Annotated in this window: 23 protein-coding genes and 2 tRNA genes; 8 read left to right on the top strand and 17 right to left on the bottom strand. The window is 67.0% G+C overall.

From position 1 onward, the window contains the following. Positions 1-4 precede the first annotated feature (4 nt). Together ACP7AR_RS00350 and sigK are read right to left on the bottom strand one after the other, a co-directional pair. Positions 5-766 (bottom strand): anti-sigma factor, encoded by a 762-nt coding sequence (locus ACP7AR_RS00350; protein ID WP_426181280.1) that lies wholly within the window; start codon positions 764-766, stop codon positions 5-7. Continuing rightward, the gene (gene sigK / locus ACP7AR_RS00345; RefSeq protein WP_426181277.1) at positions 763-1,362 is read right to left on the bottom strand and encodes an ECF RNA polymerase sigma factor SigK; all 600 of its coding nucleotides are present in this window, start codon (positions 1,360-1,362) and stop codon (positions 763-765) included. Before sigK ends, ACP7AR_RS00350 begins: the two co-directional genes overlap by 4 nt. A gap of 157 nt (positions 1,363-1,519) precedes the next feature. On the opposite strand from sigK, the gene ACP7AR_RS00340 reads away from it, so the two are divergent. The 4 genes from ACP7AR_RS00340 to ACP7AR_RS00325 all read left to right on the top strand — a co-directional run bounded on the left by ACP7AR_RS00340 (position 1,520) and on the right by ACP7AR_RS00325 (position 3,914). Next, positions 1,520-2,176: a fasciclin domain-containing protein gene (locus tag ACP7AR_RS00340; protein ID WP_426181275.1), complete on the top strand. Its 657-nt coding sequence runs from the start codon at positions 1,520-1,522 to the stop codon at positions 2,174-2,176. A 103-nt stretch (positions 2,177-2,279) separates the two neighbouring features. After that, a tRNA-Lys gene (locus ACP7AR_RS00335) sits at positions 2,280-2,355 on the top strand. Between the two features lie 101 nt (positions 2,356-2,456). Continuing rightward, on the top strand, positions 2,457-3,218 hold the full coding sequence (locus ACP7AR_RS00330) for a PP2C family protein-serine/threonine phosphatase (protein ID WP_426181272.1): 762 nt from the start codon (positions 2,457-2,459) through the stop codon (positions 3,216-3,218). Positions 3,219-3,365: 147 nt separating this feature from the next. Continuing rightward, positions 3,366-3,914 (top strand): type 1 glutamine amidotransferase domain-containing protein, encoded by a 549-nt coding sequence (locus ACP7AR_RS00325; protein WP_426181270.1) that lies wholly within the window; start codon positions 3,366-3,368, stop codon positions 3,912-3,914. A gap of 91 nt (positions 3,915-4,005) precedes the next feature. Here the strand turns inward: ACP7AR_RS00325 and ACP7AR_RS00320 are convergent, their stop codons facing one another. Beyond that, on the bottom strand, positions 4,006-4,539 hold the full coding sequence (locus ACP7AR_RS00320; RefSeq protein ID WP_426181267.1) for a CGNR zinc finger domain-containing protein: 534 nt from the start codon (positions 4,537-4,539) through the stop codon (positions 4,006-4,008). Between the two features lie 25 nt (positions 4,540-4,564). On the opposite strand from ACP7AR_RS00320, the gene ACP7AR_RS00315 reads away from it, so the two are divergent. Next, the gene (locus tag ACP7AR_RS00315; RefSeq protein WP_426181264.1) at positions 4,565-4,786 is read left to right on the top strand and encodes a hypothetical protein; all 222 of its coding nucleotides are present in this window, start codon (positions 4,565-4,567) and stop codon (positions 4,784-4,786) included. Between the two features lie 21 nt (positions 4,787-4,807). Here the strand turns inward: ACP7AR_RS00315 and ACP7AR_RS00310 are convergent, their stop codons facing one another. The 12 genes from ACP7AR_RS00310 to ACP7AR_RS00255 form a co-directional block, all read right to left on the bottom strand. Then, positions 4,808-5,341: a DUF1697 domain-containing protein gene (locus tag ACP7AR_RS00310; RefSeq protein ID WP_426181262.1), complete on the bottom strand. Its 534-nt coding sequence runs from the start codon at positions 5,339-5,341 to the stop codon at positions 4,808-4,810. Beyond that, positions 5,338-5,937, bottom strand: coding sequence for an isochorismatase family protein (locus tag ACP7AR_RS00305; protein ID WP_426181260.1), 600 nt, complete (start codon positions 5,935-5,937; stop codon positions 5,338-5,340). The genes ACP7AR_RS00310 and ACP7AR_RS00305 overlap by 4 nt, the downstream gene beginning before the upstream one ends. Before the next feature lie 96 nt (positions 5,938-6,033). After that, positions 6,034-6,109 (bottom strand) — tRNA-Thr (locus ACP7AR_RS00300). Between the two features lie 104 nt (positions 6,110-6,213). Further along, a complete protein-coding gene (locus ACP7AR_RS00295) occupies positions 6,214-7,782 on the bottom strand; it encodes an alpha/beta hydrolase (protein WP_426181258.1) in 1,569 nt (522 codons plus the stop codon). Further along, the gene (locus ACP7AR_RS00290) at positions 7,779-8,939 is read right to left on the bottom strand and encodes a DNA polymerase III subunit delta' (protein WP_426181256.1); all 1,161 of its coding nucleotides are present in this window, start codon (positions 8,937-8,939) and stop codon (positions 7,779-7,781) included. The genes ACP7AR_RS00295 and ACP7AR_RS00290 overlap by 4 nt, the downstream gene beginning before the upstream one ends. A 93-nt stretch (positions 8,940-9,032) precedes the next feature. Next, entirely contained in the window at positions 9,033-9,659 is a 627-nt protein-coding gene (tmk, locus tag ACP7AR_RS00285) for a dTMP kinase (RefSeq protein WP_426181253.1), read from the bottom strand. A gap of 6 nt (positions 9,660-9,665) precedes the next feature. Beyond that, a complete protein-coding gene (gene topA / locus ACP7AR_RS00280; RefSeq protein ID WP_426181251.1) occupies positions 9,666-12,485 on the bottom strand; it encodes a type I DNA topoisomerase in 2,820 nt (939 codons plus the stop codon). 77 nt (positions 12,486-12,562) lie between these two features. Further along, positions 12,563-12,892 (bottom strand): Rv3654c family TadE-like protein, encoded by a 330-nt coding sequence (locus ACP7AR_RS00275; protein WP_426181248.1) that lies wholly within the window; start codon positions 12,890-12,892, stop codon positions 12,563-12,565. Further along, entirely contained in the window at positions 12,892-13,236 is a 345-nt protein-coding gene (locus ACP7AR_RS00270) for a TadE family type IV pilus minor pilin (RefSeq protein WP_426181245.1), read from the bottom strand. The genes ACP7AR_RS00275 and ACP7AR_RS00270 overlap by 1 nt, the downstream gene beginning before the upstream one ends. 36 nt (positions 13,237-13,272) lie before the next feature. Beyond that, the gene (locus ACP7AR_RS00265) at positions 13,273-13,470 is read right to left on the bottom strand and encodes a DUF4244 domain-containing protein (protein WP_426181243.1); all 198 of its coding nucleotides are present in this window, start codon (positions 13,468-13,470) and stop codon (positions 13,273-13,275) included. A gap of 27 nt (positions 13,471-13,497) precedes the next feature. Then, positions 13,498-14,415, bottom strand: coding sequence for a type II secretion system F family protein (locus ACP7AR_RS00260; RefSeq protein ID WP_426181240.1), 918 nt, complete (start codon positions 14,413-14,415; stop codon positions 13,498-13,500). Then, entirely contained in the window at positions 14,409-15,413 is a 1,005-nt protein-coding gene (locus ACP7AR_RS00255) for a TadA family conjugal transfer-associated ATPase (protein WP_426181237.1), read from the bottom strand. The genes ACP7AR_RS00260 and ACP7AR_RS00255 overlap by 7 nt, the downstream gene beginning before the upstream one ends. A 351-nt stretch (positions 15,414-15,764) precedes the next feature. Between ACP7AR_RS00255 and acs the strand changes: the two genes are divergently transcribed. Then, a complete protein-coding gene (gene acs, locus ACP7AR_RS00250; protein WP_426181234.1) occupies positions 15,765-17,732 on the top strand; it encodes an acetate--CoA ligase in 1,968 nt (655 codons plus the stop codon). Between the two features lie 55 nt (positions 17,733-17,787). On the opposite strand, the gene ACP7AR_RS00245 is transcribed toward acs, so the two are convergent. Together ACP7AR_RS00245 and ACP7AR_RS00240 are read right to left on the bottom strand one after the other, a co-directional pair. Then, a complete protein-coding gene (locus ACP7AR_RS00245; RefSeq protein ID WP_426181232.1) occupies positions 17,788-18,246 on the bottom strand; it encodes a RidA family protein in 459 nt (152 codons plus the stop codon). Beyond that, positions 18,243-18,467, bottom strand: coding sequence for a hypothetical protein (locus ACP7AR_RS00240; RefSeq protein ID WP_426181229.1), 225 nt, complete (start codon positions 18,465-18,467; stop codon positions 18,243-18,245). Before ACP7AR_RS00240 ends, ACP7AR_RS00245 begins: the two co-directional genes overlap by 4 nt. A gap of 79 nt (positions 18,468-18,546) precedes the next feature. Between ACP7AR_RS00240 and ACP7AR_RS00235 the strand changes: the two genes are divergently transcribed. Both ACP7AR_RS00235 and ACP7AR_RS00230 read left to right on the top strand, forming a co-directional pair. Next, positions 18,547-21,126 (top strand): transglycosylase domain-containing protein, encoded by a 2,580-nt coding sequence (locus tag ACP7AR_RS00235; RefSeq protein WP_426181227.1) that lies wholly within the window; start codon positions 18,547-18,549, stop codon positions 21,124-21,126. Then, complete coding sequence (locus tag ACP7AR_RS00230) at positions 21,126-22,067, top strand: metallophosphoesterase (RefSeq protein WP_426181224.1); 942 nt, start codon at positions 21,126-21,128, stop codon at positions 22,065-22,067. Before ACP7AR_RS00235 ends, ACP7AR_RS00230 begins: the two co-directional genes overlap by 1 nt. The last annotated feature ends 32 nt before the right edge of the window (positions 22,068-22,099 follow it).

Here is a 22,099-nt window from a genome sequence, read left to right as displayed (position 1 = left end):
GCGCTCAGGCGGTCGGGATCGCGATTATCGGATCGCTCGTCGGCTGCCCGGTGGGTGATCCACCGGCCGGCTCCACTGTGACCGCGATCACATCGCCTTCGTGCATCGCCCCGTCGAGCAGTGCGGTGGCGCTGCCGGCATCCGCCTCGAAAACCCCTGCGGGCACCGGCTCGTCGCCGCGCACGAACCAGAGCTCGTACGTCTGATCCTCACTGAGCGGCTCCAGCCCGTCCGTGACGAGAACGGCACTGCCCACCGACGCCGACCAATGGGCTGTGGCCACGGCACCGGAATCCAGCTCGACGGACGCCTCCTGGGCGTCAGCGGCCGATCGGATCTCCTCAAGAGCGACGACGGATGCCGGTGTCGTCAGCTGCGAGGTGAGGGCGGCGATCCCGAAACCGAGGCCGACGAGAAGCGCCAGGCACGCGGCGAGCGCGAAGATGGCACGACCCCATCGGCGAGGCGGCCGCAGGAAGGAATCCTCGACCTCAGGTCGCGTCTCATCGGCGACGGGCGGCTCGACGGCGTCACCGGGTTGCGGCGTCGTGGCGATCTGAGCGAGCAGCGCGGCGCGAACGCTCGCAGGTGGCTCAACCGTCGCCGAGGCATCGGCAAGCAGGTGTGCGGTCTCGACGTCGTCGTCCGCGATCGCCTGCCACTGCGGGTGGCTCGTGAGGGCTTCCGCATAGCGCTGCTCATCAGCATCCGAGAGCGCGTGGAGGGCGTGCCCTGCCGCCAACTCGGCGAACTCCTTCTCGTTCATGCATTCACCCCCATCTCGCTTCGCAGACGTGAGAGTCCATCTCTCATCCTCGTCTTGATCGTTCCCAGTGGCGCACCGATCAGCACGGCGATCTCGCTCTGGCTGTATCCGCCGTAGTACGACAGGACCAATGCCTCCCGTTGCGGTTCGGGGAGCGTCGAAAGGGCTGCGACGACCTTGCCTCCCTCGATGCTCAATTCGACCTGCTCGGCGACGCTGTCATGTGCGACACCGAGATCACGCATTCCCACCCGCACGTCACGGTCGGCGCTGGACTGAGACGCACGCACCCGATCGACCGCCCTGCGGTGAGCGATCGTGAGAACCCACGTCCTGCCCTGTCCCTTGTTCGGAGCGAAACGCGCGGCGGATTGCCACACCTCCAGAAAGACCTCCTGAAGCACTTCCTCACTCTGCGAACGGTTGACCAGCACGCGGAGGATGAGTCCGAAGACGCGTGAGGAGAGCAGATCGTACAGATCGGCGAAGGCTCTCTGGTCTCCTTCGGCGACGCGGACGAGGAGGTCGGCGGCGAGGTCTCCCGCCGAACCGTCCTCCGGCATGTCCACGCCGTCTATGACCATCCCCATAAGCATGCCGCATCCTCCTCGTCTCGTCCTGATCCCTCGCGGATGAGCGCATCATCCGAAGCCGACGAAAAAACTTCTGATCCGCTCCCATCCGATCTCAAAGGCGCTCCGAAGAATCATCGACACCGCGGGAATGCCGTGGTTCCGATTTCCGGAGGTAGACATGTTCAGCACCAAGAAGAAGATCACCGCAGCTCTCTCGCTCGGCTTCGCCAGCGTTCTCGTGCTGTCGGGTTGTTCGATGGGTTCAGACACGGCAGAAGAGCCGACCGAGCCCACCACGCCTGAGACGTCGGAGGAGGCGCCCGACACGATGGATCCGGCGGCGAACCTCGTCGGTCCCGGTTGCGAGGCGTACGCCGCAGAGGTCCCGGACGGCGGCGGATCCATCGAGGGTATGTCGCAGGATCCCGTTGCAGTCGCAGCATCCAACAACCCGCTGCTGACGACTCTCGTCTCTGCGGTGAGCGGAGAACTCAACCCCGATGTGAACCTGGTCGACACGCTCAACGGAGACGAGTTCACGGTCTTCGCGCCGGTCGATGAGGCGTTCGCGATGATCGACCCTGCCACCATCGAGACTCTGAAGACCGACTCGGCCACGCTGTCGTCGATCCTCACCTATCACGTGGTTCCCGGCCAGATCGCACCAGAGGACATTGCCGGAATGCACACCACCGTGCAGGGCGCAGACCTCGAGGTCACCGGCAGCGGTGACGAGTGGATGGTCAATGACGCGAACGTGATCTGCGGTGGAGTTCAGACCGCGAACGCGACCGTCTACCTGATCGACGCGGTGCTCATGCCCCCGGCTGAGTGAGTCTGATCATCCTGGTTCCGCAAGACCGGAACCAGGGGCGACGCGGTCGCCGGCGACCCTGTGTCACCGGCGACCGCGTTGTGTCGTTCTAGAATGTATCTGAGGGCCTCTAGCTCAGTTGGCAGAGCATCGGACTTTTAATCCGCGGGTCATGGGTTCGAGCCCCATGGGGCCCACCACAATTTCCCGGACTACGTGAATCGTCGAACCAGGTGCCACTGGTTCCCTTCTGCTCTGCACCGTTCGGCTTCCTGCGACGGCGGGGTCGGGAGTCGTCACGGTGCTCCGAGACGTCACAGTCGAACGTCAGGAGCTGCACAGAGCGGCGCAGATGCAGATGCAGATGCAGATGCAGATGCAGATGCAGATGCAGATGCAGATGAGTCTGCTGCCCACCGAAGTCCCGCAGCTGCCCGACTACGAACTTGCAGCGCATTTCGTGCCAGCGGGGTCGGTCGGCGGCGATTTCTACGACTGGTACGGCGTCGACGACGGGCTGGTCCTGACTCTCGCAGATGTCATGGGCAAGGGTCCCGGCGCCGCGATTCTGGCGGCGACCACGCGGTCGCTGCTCAGAGCACACGGCGACACCGCGGACGTCGCGTCGCCCATGGCCGCGGCCGAGCAGGGCATGGCACGTGACCTCGACAACACGAATGCGTTCGTGACCATGTGCCGCGCTCACCTGCACGCACCGACCGGCACCCTCACGTATTCGGATGCCGGGCACGGACTGGCTGCCGTCGTCACCGAGGCCGGAGTCGTCCGCCGGCTGCGCGCCAACGGTCTGCCGCTCGGCATCTCCGTGGAAGACCAGCGTTCGAGCGAGACCGAGATGCTCGAGCCCGGCGACGTGCTGCTCGTCCTCAGTGACGGAGTGCTCGATGAGATGGGCGGCGCGCTCGAAGACCTCGCTCCGGTGTGGGAGAGTGCCGCACGCTCGCAGTCCGCCTCCGATGCCGTTTCGGGGGCCGTTGCGCTGGCTTCGCAAGGCGAGATCGACGACGCCCTCACAGTGCTCGCGCTCAAGCGCCTGCATTGATCACCCTGTGCCTGCCCCAGCTCGTCGAGCCGGCCTGCCATTAGCACTACTCGGTCCCATCGACCACCCCCTTCACGACTTCGCTCGTCGGAGAGAGAGTCGAATCGTCCCGCCCGGGACCAGTACTCACCGCGAAAGGACTCAACAATGGCCGAGCTGACAGACAACCGCGTCGCGTTCCTGGCGACGAACGGATTCGAGGACAGCGAGCTCACCAGCCCGTGGGATGCCGTGACCGGTGAGGGCGCGACCGCGACGATGGTCGCACCCGACGGCGCAGAGATCACGGGTAAGAACGGACACGTCCAGCCGGTCGACCTCACGGCTGCGGACGCGTCCGCTGACGACTTCGACGCCCTCGTCCTTCCGGGTGGCGTCGTGAATGCCGACCATCTGCGGCTGGACGCGCCCTCGATCGCGTTCGCCCGTTCCTTCTTCGAGCAGCACAAGCCCGTCGGCGTGATCTGCCACGGTGCGTGGATCCTCATTGAGGCAGATGTCGTCAGCGGCCGTACCCTCACGAGCTATCCGAGTCTCGCCACCGACCTTCGTAACGCCGGAGCCGACTGGGTCGACGAGGAGGTCGTCGTCGACCAGGGCCTGGTCTCCAGCCGGACTCCGGATGACCTCCCTGCCTTCAACGCCAAGGTGATCGAGGAGATCGGCGAGGGAAGGCATTCAGGTCAGACGGCCTGACCCCCGGCCGTGTGGGAGGCGGGGGGGGGGGGGGGGGGGCCCCGGGGGGGCCCCGGGCCACCCCCACCCCCCCCCGGGCGGGGGGGGGGCGCTACGTGTGCCGCCCCCCCCGGGGCCCCCCCCCCCCCCCCCTCACTGCAGCCCTGTTCGCGCAGCGCACGGAGCAATAGCGCTGCCGTCCGTTTCGAGTGACGTCGACCACGACATTCGCACAGGGCTCGGCCTCACACCGGCGGAGCCTGTTCATGCCGCGCGTCACGAGATGCAGCGAGGTCCCCACGCTGATCACAGCGCGCAGCACGAAGGGCAGCGCGTCGTTGCTGTCTCGATAGTGGAGGTGCCATCCTTCGCCGTCGTGGTCGACCAGGCGCGGGTAGGCCGCGACCGACGCCATCTGCAGGTTGAGCATCGCAGCGCGGTCCTCGTCACGATCGTTGTCCACGATGCGCAACCAGTCATCAATGACACGGCGACACGCGGGATGGTCATCCGCTCCGCGCGCGAACTCCATGGTCATTCCCGCCTCACGAGTCCGCTCGACTATGCCGGCGCGATCTGCGGGCCAGTCGTTCGCGAGGGATGCTGCGAGCAGAACCGCGTACTCTCCGTAAGGGTTGAGATGCATAAGACCATTACAGCACGCTGGATTCATGACGAGCCAGAACACCGCCTCCGTGCCCCTGCAGTCACCCCGTGGCGTGGCTCACGAACATGGCTGGAGCGTCGAGTCGCGGCATCCGACCAGCGGGGGAACCGTGCTCTACGTGCGGTGCACCGAGTGCGGCGTTCGGCGCGTCGATGTGCAGCGCTCGCGCCAGCAGCCTCCGGAAGCGCTCAGTCACGAGACGGCGTCGCCTTCGGAGCGCCGCTGAACCGCTCGGTGCCGAACCCGTTCAGGCCGTGAGGGCGGCGAGCTTCCTGGTCGTTCGCAGATTGCGCGCGGTGCCGGCGACGCCGAGCGCCCTGTCCAGCACGGCCTTGGTGAGCTTCGTGGCCTGCACGCCGTGCTCGCTGTACGCGATCCACAGGTCGCGGCCGACGAGTGCGAGCCGCTCCCCGGGCACGAGGCGCTGCTCGAGTGCGCCGACGGCATCCGGCGACGGCCGCCCCTCCAGGAACATCGCATGCACGAGTTTCTCGATGCCATCGTGGAAAGGCTGCGCCTCGAGCGACGCCGTGAGTTCGTCGTGTGTGCGCGCGATCACGGGAGTGTCGACACCGAACTCCGCCGCGATCACTTCGCGGACTCTCGCGCAGGATGCCACGGCATCCGCAGGTTCGTCGCAGACGATGTTGCCGCTGGCGATGTAGGTGGACACGCCGACGAGATCCGTCTCGCTTGAGAGCACCTCACGCAGCCGTGCCATCGGCACGAGATTGCGACCGCTGACGTTCACGGCGCGCAGCAGCAGGACGCTGCGGCTCACGCGCGGGCATCCTCTGCAGCCTGGTCGCTGTCGATCAACTCCGCGCCCGCGTGAGCCATCTCGGCGAGTGCCGTCTCACTGGACTCGACACCGACGCCAGCGATGAGATCGGTCAGCACACGAACGCGCACCCCGTGCGCGATCGCATCGAGCACGGTCGCGCGCACGCAGTGATCGGTCGCGAGCCCTACCACGTCCGCCGAGAGCACGCCGCGCCCGCTGAGCACCGCCGCCACGTTGGCGCCGTCGTCTGCAACTCCCTCGAACATCGAGTAGGCGGGCTTGCCCTGACCTTTTCGCACATGATGGGTCACAGCATCCGTCACGAAGAGCTCGTCGTACTCCGCGCCGGAGGTTCCGGCGACGCAGTGCTGGGGCCACGTGTCCACGAAGTCGGGCTCATCCGCGAAGTGCCCGCCGTTGTCACTGTCGGGGTCGTGCCAGTCACGCGACGCCGCGATCACGTCGTACTCGGCGGAATGGGCGGCGAGATAGGACGAGACCGCGGATGCCACCGCATCCCCGCCGGCAACCGCGAGCGCGCCGCGCTCGGTGAAGTCGTTCTGCACGTCGACGATGAGAAGTGCTCTGGTCATGATTCGAGGTTACGCCGCGCCCGCTCGGATCTGTGCGCGAAATGCTTCGACGTGAACGCGGAAACCCCCGGAGATCTCATTGATCTCCGGGGGCTGTGGAGCCGCCTGTCAGAATCGAACTGACGACCTTTTCATTACGAGTGAAATGCTCTGCCGACTGAGCTAAGGCGGCGTGCGCTGCGAGAGCGGCACGATCAACGATATTACCCTGTCGAAGCCGCCACCGCGAACCGACGTCTCGGCGGAGTCAGTTCGGTCCCTGAGCCTGTCGAACGGTCAGCTGCATTCGAGGTCGGCCTCAGGAACGACGTCGTCGAGGAAGTACGCGTCGACCGCCTCATCCACGCAGGTGTTGCCCTTGTTGTATCCGGTGTGCCCCTCACCGACACGGGTGATGAGAACACCCTCCTCGAGCTGCTCGGCCAGCGCCACCGACCACTCGTAAGGCGTCGCCGGATCGTTCGTCGTGCCGACCACGAGGATGGGCCCCGCGCCTTTGGCGTGGATCTCACCGCGCGTGCCGGTGGGCGGATACGGCCACACCTCGCACGTGTCAGGCCCGCTCCAGTACGGAGCGATCGTCGGCGCCCCGGCTTCGATCTCGGCCATCGTGGCGTCTTCGGCCGCCGGATCATTCTCGACCGGGTAATCCATGCAGTTGTACGCCGTGAAGGCCTCGGTGGAGTTGTCGAGGTAGACACCATCCTCCCGGCCGTTGTAGAAGTCGGCGAGGTAGAACGCGCTGTACGGATCTCCCTGCAGCGCTTCATCGAGCGCCTGGGTGAGGAAGTCCCAGCTCTCCGCGGAGTAGAGCGCAGCGATGATGGCGGTCATCAGCGAGTCTGCGCCGAGCATCCGTCCGTCGTCGTTCTTCAGCGGTGTGCGGTCCACGCTCGCGAGCAGTGCGCCGAGATCTGCCATGGCCTCGTCCACCGTGCCGTTGAACGGACACGATCCCGAATCCAGGCAGTCCTGCATGTAGGCGCGCAGCGCCGCCTCGAACCCGATGGCCTGGGTCGCGCCGACCTCGAGGCCGGGAACAGCGGGGTCGATCGCGCCGTCGAGCACGAGTCGGCCGGCCTTCTCCGGGTACAGCTCGGCGTAGGTCGCGCCGAGGAACGTGCCGTAGGAGTACCCCAGGTAGTTCAGCTGCTTGTCACCGAGCACAGCGCGGATCAGGTCCATGTCGCGCGCCGAGTTCACGGTCGTGATGAACGGCAGGATGCCGCCACTGTTCGCCTCGCAGGCATCAGCAAACGCCTGATCCGCCTTCGTGAGTTCTGCTTCCCACGCGCCTGTGCCCCGCGCGGCGGTGGGGATGTCGTAGAGGTACTTGTCCATGTCGGACGCGTCGAAGCAGCGTACGGCGGTGGAATCGCCGACGCCCCGAGGGTCGAAGCCGATCACGTCGTAGTTCTCGATCAGCTCGGCGCCGACCGCGTAGTCGAGGCTGTCGAGGATGAAGTCGACGCCGCTGCCGCCCGGACCACCGGGATTGGTGAGCAGCGAGCCCATCGGCGTTTCCGTGGCCTGGTGCCGGACGATGGAGAGCTCCATCGTCGCCCCCTCCGAGGGGTTCTCCCAGTCCAGCGGAGCCGTGACGTATGCGCAGTCGAATCCGCCCCCTGCGCCGTCGCATTGCGTCCATTCCAGCGTCTGCTCGTAGAACGGCAGCAGTTCGGCGGCGACGCCCTCGGTGTCTGGAGCGTTCGTCGTGGACGGCCTCGGCCCTTCACCCTCGGGGATGAGCGAATACAGGCACCCGCTCAGCATCAGCGATGCCGCGGCGAGACCCGCTGTAATCGCGACGATGCGTCGCGCGCGAGAAGTCTGTCGAGTGGTCACGGTTTCCTCCCGCTCGCGACAGTCACGAGCAAACTCTCCAGGGCGAGCGTCGGTGCGACGTTGCGCTCCAGTGCTTCCCTGGTCTCGGCAAGGTGGTCAAGAACAATCAGCGTACGTGTGACCGGCCATGCCTGAGCCATCGCGGTCAGATCGTCACGCAATTCCCGGTTTATGAGATCGTCGGCGCGGCCGTACTGCAGCATCACGACGTCTCGGAACATCGACTGCAGATCGGTGAGAACCCGATCGATGCCGTCACGCAGGCTGCGGGTGGCCCGCTTCTTCTGATCGTCTTCCAGTGCCGATATCTGCGAGCGGAGGGCGGGGGGCACCGCCTGCCCCTCGGCGATGCCGACCGTGCGCAGCAGACTCGCGCGCTCGGCGGCGTCGCGCTCGGCGGTCAGCGCCTTGGCGTCGTCAGTCGCCGCCTGGATGATGTGCCCTGCCACTTCGACGGCGCTGCCGACGCCGCGGACTCCGAGCACCGAACGCAGCGTGGTGTCCCGTCTGTGCCGGGCCGCGTCATCGGTGGCGAGGCGCTGCGCCATGCCGATATGCCGCTGCGAATGTCTGGCGGCCTGCTCTGCTGTGACTTCATCGGCGCCGGTGCGCTGCACGATCAGCCGCGTGACATCGTCGACATCGGGTTCACGCAGCCTCAGGGGCCGCACCCGTGAGCGGATGGTGGGCAGCAGGTCGGCCTCGCTCGGCGCGCAGAGGATCCAGACAGTGTTCTCCGGTGGCTCTTCGAGTGCCTTCAGCAGCACGTTCGAGGTGCGCTCGACCATACGGTCGGCGTCTTCGACGACGATGACGCGGTAGCGGCCGGCCGACGGAGCGAAGTACGAGCGCTCGACGAGAGATCTCGCCTCTTTGATGGTGATGATCACCTTGTCGGTGCGCAACGCCGTGACATCGGGGTGCGTACCCGCGAGGACCTGCCGCATGGTGTGCTCGTCTTCAGGGCTGTCCGCGATGAGTGCCGCGGCGAATGCGTAGGCGAGCGTAGACCGACCGGATCCAGGGGGGCCGGTGATCAGCCAGGCGTGCGAGAGCGCGGACGGATCGGATGCCGCGTTGCGCAGCGTTTCGACCGCGTCGTCCTGCCCCCAGACATCCGTCCACGGGAACGGGGCGAGCGCGGCGGCGGATGGCATGGACTCAGCCTAACCGGAGCATCCGACGGACCCCCACGGCGTCGCCGAGCCCTTCGCTCGGGCATGTGAGCGATCTGCTTCCCGTCACGGCGCTCAGATGAGAGTGGCGACTCGGGATCGGATGCCCGCGGCGATGCTCTCAGGATCTTGCGCGGCATCCAGGATCATGAAGCGTTCGGGCTCCGCGGCGGCGAGCGCGAGGAACGAGTCTCGCACGCGGGTGTGGAAGTCGGCCTTCTCGGATTCCAGTCGGTCGAACGGCTTGTCCGCGGAGTCGAGACGGGTCCTCGCCGTCGCGGGGTCGAGGTCGAGCAACAGCGTCAGGTCGGGCAGCGATCCCTCCGTCGCCCACAGCGAAAGCTCGCGCACCTCGGTGGCATCGAGCACGCGTCCTGCCCCCTGGTAGGCGACGGACGAGTCGAGGTAGCGATCCTGCAGCACGATCTCCCCCCGCTCGAGCGCCGGTCGCACGACCGTCGCCACGTGGTGGGCGCGGTCGGCGGCGTACAGCAGCGCCTCAGCGCGCGGAGCGATGTCGCCGCGATGGTGCAGAACGATGTCACGGATGAGGTGGCCGACCTCGCTGCCGCCGGGCTCTCGCGTGCGCACGACAGTGTGCCCGGAATCCGTCAGCCACTTCTCTAGCAGCTCGGCCTGGGTCGTCTTCCCCGAGCCGTCGCCGCCTTCGAGAGTGATCCACACCCCTGAGCGCGAACTCACCAGCGCCTACTTCTTCTTCGCGGCGTTCGCGGCACGCGTCGCCGCGGCCTTCTTCGCCGCTGCAGAACGCGCTGCGGCCTTCTCCTCGTCGGTCTTCGCTGCAGCCTTCTTCGCCGGTGCTTTCTTGGCAGAGGCCTTCTTTGCCGGTGCCTTCTTGGCAGAGGCCTTCTTCGCGGCACCCCGCTTCGTAGCCGGACCCTTGGCGCGCTTGTCCGCGAGCATCTGCACCGCGATCTCGAAGGTGATGTCCTCCGGCTTCTGACCACGCGGGATCGTGACGTTCGTCTCACCATCGGTGACGTAGGCGCCGAAGCGCCCGTCGCGGATGCGGATCGGCTTGCCGCTGACAGGGTCGGCTTCGAACTCGGCGAGCGCGCTGGATGCACGACGAGAGCCGGCACCGTACTTGGGCTGCGCGTAGATGGCGAGTGCCTGATCGAGGGTCACGTCGAAGATCTGCTGCTCGCTCTCGAGCGAGCGCGAGTCGGTGCCCTTCTTCAGGTACGGCCCATAGCGGCCGTTCTGGGCGGTGATCTCGTCACCGGTCTCCGGGTCGTTTCCGACGACGCGCGGCAGGCTCAGCAGCGTCAATGCGGTGTCGAGGTCGATGTCCTCCACGGACATCGACCGGAACAGCGACGCGGTGCGCGGCTTGGGCGCGTCCTTCTTGGCCGTCTTCTTCTTGGGCTTCTCCACGACCTCGCCGGTGGCCTCGTCGACCGCGACGTCCTCCTCCGGCAGGTTCTCCTGCACGTAGGGGCCATAACGGCCGTCCTTCACGACGATGACCCGACCGTTCTCCGGGTTCTCGCCGAGAACGCGGTCGCCGGCGACAGGTGCGTCGATGAGCTCCTGCGCCTTGGCGGCGGTCAGCTCATCGGGCGCGAGATCCTCTGGAACGTTGACGATCCGGCCGCGCTCATCGGGCTTGGCGGGGTCGATGACCTCGAGGTACGGGCCGTACTTGCCGAAGCGCAGCGTGGCGGTGTCGGTGATGGGCGTCGAGTTGAGCGCACGGGCATCGATCTCACCGAGGTTGTCGACGACCTGGCGCAGACCCACCTGCGCCTCGGTGCCGAAGTAGAACGACTTCAGCCATTCGACGCGCTTCTGCTCGCCGCGGGCGATGGCGTCGAGGTCGTCCTCCAGTGCGGCCGTGAAGTCGTAGTCGATCAGATCGGCGAAATGCTCCTCGAGCAGCCGCACGACGCTGAACGCCATCCAGGTCGGCACGAGGGCCTGGCCGCGCTTGGTCGCGTAGCCGCGATCGATCACGGTGCCGATGATGCTGGCGAACGTCGAGGGGCGGCCGATGCCGTGCTCCTCCAGCGCCTTGACCAGCGAGGCTTCGGTGTAGCGCGGCTTCGGCGTGGTCTTGTGGCCCTTCGCCTCAGCATCCGACATGGCGAGCTCGTCGCCCACGGACACTGCCGGCAACGCCTGGTTGGAGTCCGCGTCGGCGTCGCCGCGCTTCTCATCCCGGCCCTCTTCGTATGCCTCGAGGAAGCCCTTGAACGTGTAGACGGTGCCGGATGCCGTGAACTCCGCGACCTGGCCGGCCGCGTCGACCGAGAGCGTGACGGTCGTGGTCTCGTACTTCGCGTCGGCCATCTGGCTGGCCACCGTGCGCTTCCAGATGAGGTCGTACAGGCGCAGCTCTTCGCGGTCGAGTTCCGCGGAGACGGATGCCGGCTTGCGGAAGTTCTCGCCCGACGGGCGGATCGCCTCGTGCGCCTCCTGCGCGTTCTTGCTCTTGGACTTGTACACGCGGGGCTTGAGCGGCACGGCCTTGTCGCCGTACAGCGCGACGGCCTGGCTCCGCGCTGCCTGCACCGCCTGGGTGCTGAGCGCGACCGAGTCCGTACGCATATAGGTGATGAAACCCTTCTCGTACAGGCGCTGCGCGACGCTCATCGCCTGCTTCGCACTCATCGAGAGCTTGCGCCCTGCCTCCTGCTGCAGAGTGGAAGTCGTGAAGGGCGCGTACGGACTGCGTGTGCCCGGTTTCGCCTCGACCTTGGTGACGGTGCCCGCACCGGTGGCCTCGACGGCGTGCGCGAGGGTCAGCGCCTTCTTCTCATCGAGGACGACGACGGCCTTCTTGAGCCTTCCGTTGTCGTCGAAGTCGGTACCGCGGGCGAGCTGCCCACCGTCGACGCGAACGAGGCGAACCTTGAAGGCGGTGCCGGTGGCGGAGGCGGAGGCTTCGACATCCCAGTAATCGGCGGAGACGAACGCCATGCGCTCGCGCTCGCGCTCGACGATCATGCGAGTCGCTGCGGACTGCACGCGCCCGGCCGACAGGCCGGTCTTCACCTTGTACCAGAGCACAGGCGAGACATCCCAGCCGTACAGGCGGTCGAGGATGCGGCGGGTCTCCTGGGCGTCGACCAGTGCGAGGTCGAGCTCGCGGGTGTTGCCGATGGCCGCTTGGATCGCGTCCTTGGTGATCTCGTGGAAGACCATGCGCTTGACGGGCACCTTCGGCTTCAGCGTCTCCAGCAGGTGCCAGGCGATCGCCTCGCCTTCGCGGTCCTCATCAGTGGCCAGCAGGAGTTCGCCGGCGTTCTTCAGCGCGCGCTTGAGCTCGGCGACGGTCTTCGTCTTGCGATCGGAGACGACGTAGTACGGGTCGAACCCGTTGTCGATGTCGATCGAGTACTTCCCGTACGCGGCCTTGTCGGCTGCGGGGATGTCCTTCTTGTCAGCGAGGTCGCGGATATGGCCGACGGAGCTGAGCACCTCGTAGTCGTCACCGAGGTACCCCTGAATCGACCTCATCTTCGTCGGAGACTCGACGATGACGAGCTTCTTGCCTTCAGCCAAGGGTGCGTCCTTTCTTCGAAGCACACCATACACACCACTGTCGTGGTGCATTCACAGCGGAGCCGTGGGTGGAGCCGTCAGAATCCCTCGGGTGGCCCGGCACGGGCTCGGGAGACGGCAGCAAGTCCAGCGTACGCCGCCTGGACCTGCACGGTCGCCACGAAGCCCTCCAACACGCACGACGTGAGCGTCGCTCCGGATGCCGCGGCCACCCTCGCCGCAAGCGCGCAGGGTTCCTCGCCTGTCACGATCGCGCCGGAGGAAGCATCTGCGGCGGCGAGTGCAGCCGCGTCGGCTGCTCCGGCCGCGCGCTGAGCGGTGACCGAGGCACCGCCGACAGCCGCGAGTCCGAGCGAGAGCGATGCCGCTACCGCCAGCACGCCGGCGGCGATGGCGCTGCCTGCCATCACAGGCCGCCGCTGAGCGCGCAGCTCGATGCCGTCAACGGGATGCGGATGACATGTCCGATCACGGCATCCGTCCGCGCGCTGACGCAGCTGAGATCGCCACGGAGCTCGCTCGACACTTGTGCGTCGCGGACGGATGCCGTCACTGCCGCGTAGGCGGTTCCGGCGTCTTCGCCCCGCCCGAGCAGGCGAGCGGCGTCGGCCACGGCATCCTGCAACGACACCTGCCGTGCGGCCGCACCGAGCGCGCCCGCTCCCAGCAGCAGTGCGAGCACCACCGCCGGGAGCGCGATCGCCAACTCTGCCGCGACGGATCCCCGCTCGCCGTCGACCTTCTTCCTCATGATGTGCTCATCGCTCGTTCACGGCATGCGCCTCGACTACGAGACCGTGAGCGCACGACGCACGAGATCGGTCAGGATGCCGCGCACCTCGTCGGAGCGCATGATGACGACCAGGAGCCCTGCGAATGCCACAGCGGCCATCGTCGTGATGGCGTACTCAGCGGTGGCGGCACCTGACTCGTCGGTGAAGAGCGACGCGGCGCGCGCTCTGGTGAGGGTGGGGATGGTGTTCATTCGTTCCTTCTTTCTTATGTGCCGCCGTCAGATCGGCAGCGGGGTGGATGACATCACGGAGAGCATCAACGGTGCGACACCGAGCAGCAGGAAGGCCGGCAGTGTGCACACGCCGAGCGGGATGAGCAGCTGCGAGGAGAGCCTGGCGGCGCGCAGACGGCCGCTGATCCTGGCGTCGTGACGCTCCTGCACTGCAGCCGCCCGCAGCAGTTCGCCGGCGGGGACACCCGCTGCGCGCGACAGGTCGAGTACGCCTCTGGTGCGGGTGCCGCTGATGCGGTCCCGGGCGGGACTGTCATCGACGAGGCGCAGCGACCGCTCGATGGACGCACCGCCGGACAGTGCGACAGCCACGAGTTCGGCGTGCATGCCGGGGGTGCCCGGATCCGGTTGCGCACGTCGGAGCAGACGGCGAGTCCACGCGCGTGCGCCCAGCACGAGCAGCATTCCGACGACCAGGCAGACCGTGCCGATCGGATTGCTGAACAGCACGCTCACCGTGTCGAATCCGAGTGCGAATCCGAGCAGGAGACCGGCGAGGGGCATCCAGAGCAGGAGTCGAGCGGTACCAGCAGGCTCTGCCAGCGCGATGCGCACATCGTCAGCTGCGGCAGCGGCATCCCGCATCGTCTCGGCGAGCGATCTCAGCACCTCCGCGAGTGGAGCTCCGACAGTCGTCGCGACGTCCCATGCCGCGGCGACGTCCGCCCACGAGCCGCCCTCGGCCTCGATCGCGTCGACGAGGGCGGCGCCCTCATCACAGCGCTCGATCACGCTCTCCGCGCGCTTGTCGCCGGAGTCGGCCAGATGACGCCAGGCGTTGAGGGGAACCGCGCCCGCCTGCAGCAGCACGGCGAGCGTGCGCACCGAGACCGCGGCCTCTTCCGCACCGGAGTCCGTCATCTTCGCCGGCCGCCGCCGCGGCGTCGAGACGAGCGTCACCACGGCCGCACCTCTTCGATGTCGAGCCGATCGGCGCGCAGCAGAAGACGCCCCACCTTGGCGATGCGACGCACGCCGTCGCCACCGCGAGCGAGGTGCACGACGACCGTGAACGCGCTCACGGCCTGTCGGGCGAGAGCCGTGGCGTCCATGCCGGCGAGCGCACCGAGCGCCTCCAGACGGGCCGGCACATCGACGAGGCCGCTGGCGTGGAGCGTGCCGGCGCCGCCGTCGTGGCCCGTGTTCAACGCTGAGAGCAGCTCACGCACCTCTTCTCCACGGCACTCGCCGACGACGAGCCGATCGGGTCGCATGCGAAGCGATTCGCGGACGAGGCGGGCCAGCGTGATGGACCCCGCTCCTTCCAGATTCGCCTGCCGCGCCTCGAGGGCGACGTGATGAGGGTGCACAGGGCGCAGCTCTGCGACATCCTCGATCGTGACGATGCGCTCGGCGGCGGAGACGCTGTGCAGGAGAGCGGCCAGCAGCGTCGTCTTGCCCGTGCCTGTACCACCGGTGATGAGGATGTTCGCGCGCTCTGCGACCAGCTGTTCCAGCCACGCCTGTTGCGATGGATCGAACGCCCCGAGCGCCGCGAGTGAATCGAGGTCGGCTGCGCGCACGCGAGGGATGCGCACCGACACTGCAGTGCCGGACGTCGACACCGGCGCGAGCACCGCGTGCACCCGGATTCCGGATGCGAGCCGCACGTCGACGCAGGGCGACTGATCGTCGAGGTGACGACCCCCGGCGCCGATCAGCGCGACGGCGAGGTCGCGCACCTCGCGCTCGGAAGCGGCCCACCCCGCCACCCGCTCCGCGCCGTCGCCTCGATCGACGAAGAGCCCGTCGGCGCCGTTCACGAAGACGTCTGTCACTCGGGGGTCGACGCAGTGCTCGGCAAGCGGCCCGAACGCGGCATCCAGATCGACAGGGAGGGCGCGGTCGCCGTCTGGTGCAGGCGCGGAGTCGCGCGGCTGGATGATGAACGGCTGTGACATACCCCGACGTTATGCGCCGTCGCGCGAGCGTGTGCCGCCGGATCGCACGTGCTGTGCGCAACCCGCCGCGTTCGCAGAATCGTGCAGAAGGACTGCAGGACACAGAGAAGGGCGGCACCTCATGGGGGGAATGGGATGCCGCCCAGAGGCGCACCGGTCCGGACGGGACGGGCACGCCGAGGCCGAATCAAATTGCGGCTGTCGTCGAGTGTACGCACGGCAGCCGTCCTCACAAAACCGGTCTCGCTACCGACTTTCGGCGGTATTGACGAAAACAGGCGCAGACTAGATTCACCGTGTCATGGTCGTGCGCTCTGCACGATCTCGTCCCGCCGCAAAGGAGCGCATGCCGTGAGCAGCCAGATCGATCATCTCCTCGACGAGACCCGCAGATTCCCGCCCTCTGAGGAGTTCGCCGCAGCCGCCGTCGCTCAGCCGGACATATATCAGCGTGCCGGCGCCGACCGTGAGTCGTTCTGGGGCGAGCAGGCCCGCGACCTGGTGCACTGGCACAAACCCTTCACCCGCGTTCTCGACTGGTCCACTCCCCCGTTCGCCAAGTGGTTCGACGACGGCGAGCTCAACGTCGCCTACAACTGCCTCGACCGCCACGTCGAAGCCGGCAACGGCGAACGCGTCGCGATCCTCTGGGAGGGCGAACCGGGCGACTCGCGCCGCATCACGTACGCCGAGCTCACCGAAGAGGTCAAGCGCGTCGCGAACGTGCTGTCCGGCTTCGGAGTCGGCCCCGGAGATCGCGTCGCCATCTACCTGCCGATGATTCCCGAGGCCGTCGCAGCGATGCTCGCCGTCGCGCGACTCGGCGCCGTCCACTCCGTCGTCTTCGGGGGCTTCAGCGCCGACAGCCTGCGTTCACGCATCGACGATGCCGGCGCGAAGGCCGTCATCACCGCGGACGGCGGTTATCGCAAGGGCCGAGTCTCGGCGCTCAAACCCGCCGTCGACCAGGCCCTCAGCGACCGAGGCGACGGCGTGCAGCAGACCGTCGAGCATGTTCTCGTCGTCAAGCGCGGCGAGAACGATGTCGACTGGGTCGAGGGACGCGACGTCTGGTGGCATGAGGCCGTCCCCGCGGCATCCCCCGATCATGAGGCGCAGGCCTTCCCCGCCGAGAACCCGCTGTTCATCCTTTACACATCCGGCACCACGGGAAAGCCGAAGGGCATCCTGCACACGTCGGGCGGCTACCTCACCCAGGCGGCTTACACGCACAGGAACGTGTTCGATCTGAAGCCCGAGACGGACGTGTTCTGGTGCACGGCCGATGTCGGCTGGATCACCGGCCACACCTACGTCGCGTACGGGCCCCTCGCGAACGGCGCCACCCAGGTGCTCTACGAGGGCACCCCGGACTCCCCGCATCCCGGCCGCTGGTGGGAGATCATCGAGAAGTACGGCGTGACGATCTTCTACACCGCGCCGACCGCGATCCGCTCGTTCATGAAGATCGGCCGCAGCGTGCCTCGGAAGTTCGATCTGTCCTCCATCCGCCTGCTCGGCTCGGTGGGCGAGCCCATCAACCCCGAGGCCTGGATGTGGTACCGCGAGGTCATCGGCGGAGGTGACACCCCGATCGTGGACACCTGGTGGCAGACCGAGACCGGAGCGATCATGGTGTCGCCGCTGCCCGGCGTCACCGCGACGAAGCCCGGCTCCGCGCAGGTGCCTCTGCCCGGCATCACGATCGACGTGGTCGATGAAACGGGCGAAGAGGTCGGCAACGGCAACGGCGGTCTGCTCGTGATCACCGAGCCCTGGCCCAGCATGCTGCGCGGCATCTGGGGCGACCCGGAGCGCTACAAGGAGACGTACTGGGACAAGTTCGAGAAGCAGGGCTACTACTTCGCCGGCGACGGAGCGCGGCTCGATGAGGACGGCGACCTGTGGCTGCTGGGACGCGTGGATGACGTGATGAACGTCTCCGGCCACCGGCTGTCCACCGCCGAGATCGAGTCGTCGCTCGTGGCGCACGAGGCGACGGCAGAGGCCGCAGTGGTCGGCGCATCGGATGAGACCACCGGTCAGGCCGTCGTCGCATTCGTGATCATCAAGGAGAGCTACCTCTCCGAGCACGATGCCGCCGGCCTCGCGACGCAGCTGCGCCAATGGGTCGGGGAGCAGATCGGCGCGATCGCGCGCCCTCGCGACGTCTACATCGTCGGCGAGCTGCCCAAGACCCGCTCCGGCAAGATCATGCGACGGCTGCTGCGTGATGTCGCAGAAGGCCGCGAGGTCGGCGACACCACGACGCTCGCCGATACGGCCGTGATGAGCATCATCTCGGCGCAGGTCAAGTAGCCGACCCAATGAGAAGGTCCCCGCATCCATCGGATGCGGGGACCTTCTCATTGCCTCAGGCGAGGGTGAAGGTCACCTCGACCTCGACCGGGCTGTCCAGCGGCAGCACTGCGACGCCGACCGCGGCACGGGCGTGGACGCCCGCTTCGCCGAAGATCTCGCCGAGCACGTCGCTGGCACCGTTGATCACGCCCGGCTGGCCGCTGAAGGCCGGATCGGATGCCACGAAGCCGCCCACGCGCAGCACGCCGCCGATCTTCTCGAGCCCGCCTGCGGCGGCGGCAGCAGCCGCGAGGGCGTTCAACGCGCAGGTGCGGGCGTAGGTCTTGGCGTCTTCCGCTGTGACCTCTGCGCCGACCTTGCCGGTCGCCGGGAGGGCGCCTGCCGCGAACGGCAACTGTCCGGACGTGTAGACGAGCCCTGCGTGCACCACGGCCGGAACGTATGCCGCGACGGGAGCAGCGACGTCCGGCAGCTGGATCTCGAGCTCTGCGAGGCGGGCGGCGACGCTCATGCGGCCCCGCCTTCGAACTGACGTGCGGCCTGCTCTGCGGCTGCCAGGCCGGCCGTGTTCGATCCGTCCTGCGACACAGGCCGCTTGAAGTAGGCCACGAGGCCACCTTCCGGGCCTTGGACGACCTGCACGAGCTCCCAACCCTGCTTTCCCCAGTTGTTGAGGATCGCGGCGGTGTTGTGGATCAGCAGCGGGGTGGTGAGGTACTCCCACGTGGTCATGGCACTCCTGCGGTCAGAGACGATCGGCACGCCCGAGCGTCAAAGGCGGTATTCAGGGAACTCCCCTACGATCTAGCGTATGCCTCAGAAGAATCGCACGGCGAAAGGCGTGCTCGGCGGCCTCCTCGGCCTGATCGGGCTCAGCGCTGTCGCCGGGGTCCTGGTCACCGCGACGGTCACCCCCGCCCTCGCCGTCGCCGGAGCCGCCGGATCCCAAGCTCTCGACCTGTTCGAGAACCTGCCGTCGTACTTGAAGCCCGACGCTCCGATGGAGCCGAGCACGTTCTACGGAACGGACAAGAACGGCAAGACTTTCGCGATGGCGACGTTCTTCGACCAGAACCGGACCCAGGTCGAGTTCGACCAGATCTCACCCGTCATGTACGACGCCATCCTCTCGAGCGAGGACAAGGGCTTCTACGAGCACGGCGGGGTGAACCTCGGCGCGACCGCGAAGGCACTGATCGACAACGTGCAGGGCACTTCATCGCGCGGTGCCTCCACGATCAGCCAGCAGTACGTGAAGAACGTTCTCGTGCAGCAGTGCGAGCAGAAGGTGCTCCCCGGTGACGAGAACTACGCGGACAAGACCGCGCAGTGCTGGCTGGATGCCACGAACGCGGTGGGAACCGACGGTATCGAGCGCAAGCTGCAGGAGATGCGCTACGCCATCCAGATCGAGAAGGACTACTCGAAGAACGAGATCCTGCTCGGCTACCTGAACATCGCCAGCTTCGGTGGCACCGTCTACGGCATCGAGGCCGCGTCGAAGTACTACTTCAGCACCACCTCGGCGAACCTCACCGTCGCGCAGGCCGCGACGCTCGCCGGTATCGTGCAGAACCCGAACCGGTACCGCATCGACAAGGTGGCGGGCTCGGCGACCGATACCGACGGCAATCCGGTGAACAGCGAGGCAGACGGCTGGGCCTTGACGAAGGACCGTCGCGACTACGTGATCCAGCGGATGTACGACGACGGCAAGATCACCGAGGCGCAGTACAACGAGGCGCTCGAATCGCCCATCACGCCGGCCATCAAGTACCCGACGCAGGGCTGCGCGGCCGCAGGGAACAACGCCTACTTCTGCCAGTACGTCAAGACCGTCGTGCTCAGCGACCCCGCCTTCGGTGACACTCCCCAGGAGCGGCAGCAGTCGCTGCAGCGCAAGGGCCTGGACATCTACACCTCACTCGACATGCGCATCCAGGAGCCCGCGATCATCGCGCTTCGCGATCGGGTACCGGCAACGTACGACGAAGACAGGCTCGGCGCGGCCGGTGTCACGGTCGAGCCGTCCACCGGCCGCATCCTTGCGATGACGCAGAACACGAACTTCCGCGAGACCGAGACGGACGATCCGGCCTACACCGGGCTGGTCTACGCCTCCGACAAGTCGCACGGCGGATCGATCGGCGTGCACGTCGGCTCGACCTACAAGCTCTTCACACTGATCGACTGGCTGGAGAAGGGCCATTCGGTCAACGAGGTCATCAACGGGCGCAATCAGACGCTCGAGTTCAACGCGAGCTGCGACAACAGCACGTCCACGCTGGACACCAAGGACGTCGGAAACTTCGGCAACAGCGGCGGGTACTACGGCACACCCATGAAGTTCACGCGCGATTCACTGAACTCCGGATTCTTCTCGATGGCCGCCAAGCTCGACCTCTGCGACATCAACGGCGTGGCCGATCGCATGGGTGTCACCACGTATGACGTCGACGCGCAGAAACAGGTGAAGACGACCTATCAGAACGTTCCGTACGACGTGCTCGGCTCGAAGAACATCGCGCCGCTGGCGATGGCAGGAGCATACGCGACGGTCGCCAACAAGGGCATCTACTGCACGCCGCGAGCGATCGACAAGATCGTCGACCAGTCCGGTGCGGAACTTCCCATCCCTGATTCCTCGTGCTCGCAGGTCATCGAGCCGGAGATCGCCGCCACTGCCGCCTACGCGCTGCAGGGCGTGATGGCGAACGGCGGCACGGGGTCGCAGGCGAACCCGTGGGACGGTACGCCGCTCATCGGCAAGACCGGATCCCACCAGCTGTGGTCGACCATGATGATCGAGTCGAGCACCAAGGCCACCACCGCAGTGTGGGTCGGACGACCTGACTCCACGACCTCGATCTGGAACCGGTACTTCAACGGCACCGCTCTCCAGAACCTGCGATACGGCATCGCCCGCGACATGCAGTCTGCTGCGAATCAGGCGCTCGGCGGCGGGGAGCAGTTCCCCGCCGCGGACTCGAACCTCACCCGAAGGGTGCTCACCGACCTGCCGAGCGTGGTGGGAATGAGCATCGACGAGGCCACCTCCACCTTGCAGAACGCCGGGTTCTCGGTCACTGTCGGCCCAGCGGTCGACAGCGATCTCGCCAAGGATCTCGTCGCCGCGCAGGATCCTGCTGCCGGGAAGGTGGCCGGCGGTACCACTGTCACGATCTCGCCCAGCAACGGCGACGGCGCGACCGTGCCAGATGTCTCCGGGTCTTCGCCCGACGAGGCGGAGGCCGCTCTGAATGCAGCCGGCTTCAGCAAGGTGAGTCAGCACAAATCGTGTTCCGCGCCCGATGCTGAAGTCTCCGGCACGAGCCCTGCGGCCAACTCGGCGACGAAGAAGTCCGCCAAGATCACCATCACCTGCACGTAGTGACTGGATCACGGACGCACCCGGCCCTCATCGCACTCAGCGCGGTGGGGGCTGTCGGCGCGGCCTGTGCGGTGTGGGGCATAGGCATTGAGCGTTACCTGTTCACAGTGCGCCAGGCATCCGCTGAGGCGCTCCCGCCCGGTAGCCGGCCGATCCGTGTGCTGCACGTCTCAGACGCGCACATGGCACCATGGCAGCGGCGCAAACAGGACTGGCTGTCGTCGCTCGCCGAGCTGGAACCCGACCTCATCGTCAACACGGGCGACAATCTCGGGCACCGTGACGGGCTGCAGGGCATCCGACGATCCTTCGACGCGTTCGCCGGCATCCCCGGCGTCTTCGCGCACGGCTCCAACGATGTCTACGGCCCCTCTCCGCGCAATCCTCTGCGCTATTTCTCCGGCCCATCGAAACGCCATCAGGAGCCGGAGCACCTCGACACGGACGCGCTCGACGCGTACTTCACCGATGAACTCGGTTGGACAGCCCTGAACAACACCGCAGCGCGCGTGAGAGTGGCCGGCGCCGACATCGACCTGTTCGGCGTCGACGACGCGCACCGGGCCTGGGATGAGCTCGACGCTCTGCCCGCGGCCATCGCGTCCCTGGGTGCTCGAGATGCCGGCATTCCCCTGCTGGCCGTCACTCACGCGCCCTACCAGCGCGTGCTCAACTCGTTCACGGACCTCGGGGCTCAGGCCATCTTCGGTGGTCACACCCACGGCGGTCAGGTCTGCCTCCCCGGTTTCGGCACGCTCGTGGCGAACTGCGACATCCCACTGAAGCAGGCGAAGGGGCTCAGCACCTGGAGCCATGGCGGTCGCAGCATCCCGTTGAATGTCAGCGCCGGCTGCGGACACTCCATCTACGCTCCAGTGCGCTTCGCGTGTCGCCCTGAGGCGACGCTGCTGACGCTCACGGCACGGAACACGCCCGCGTGACGCGGGAGAGCATCGATTCGGCTCAACGGGCG

The organism is Microbacterium sp. TWP3-1-2b2, from assembly GCF_049896145.1.
GTDB lineage: Bacteria > Actinomycetota > Actinomycetes > Actinomycetales > Microbacteriaceae > Microbacterium.
This window is presented reverse-complemented; position numbering and strand designations above follow the sequence as displayed.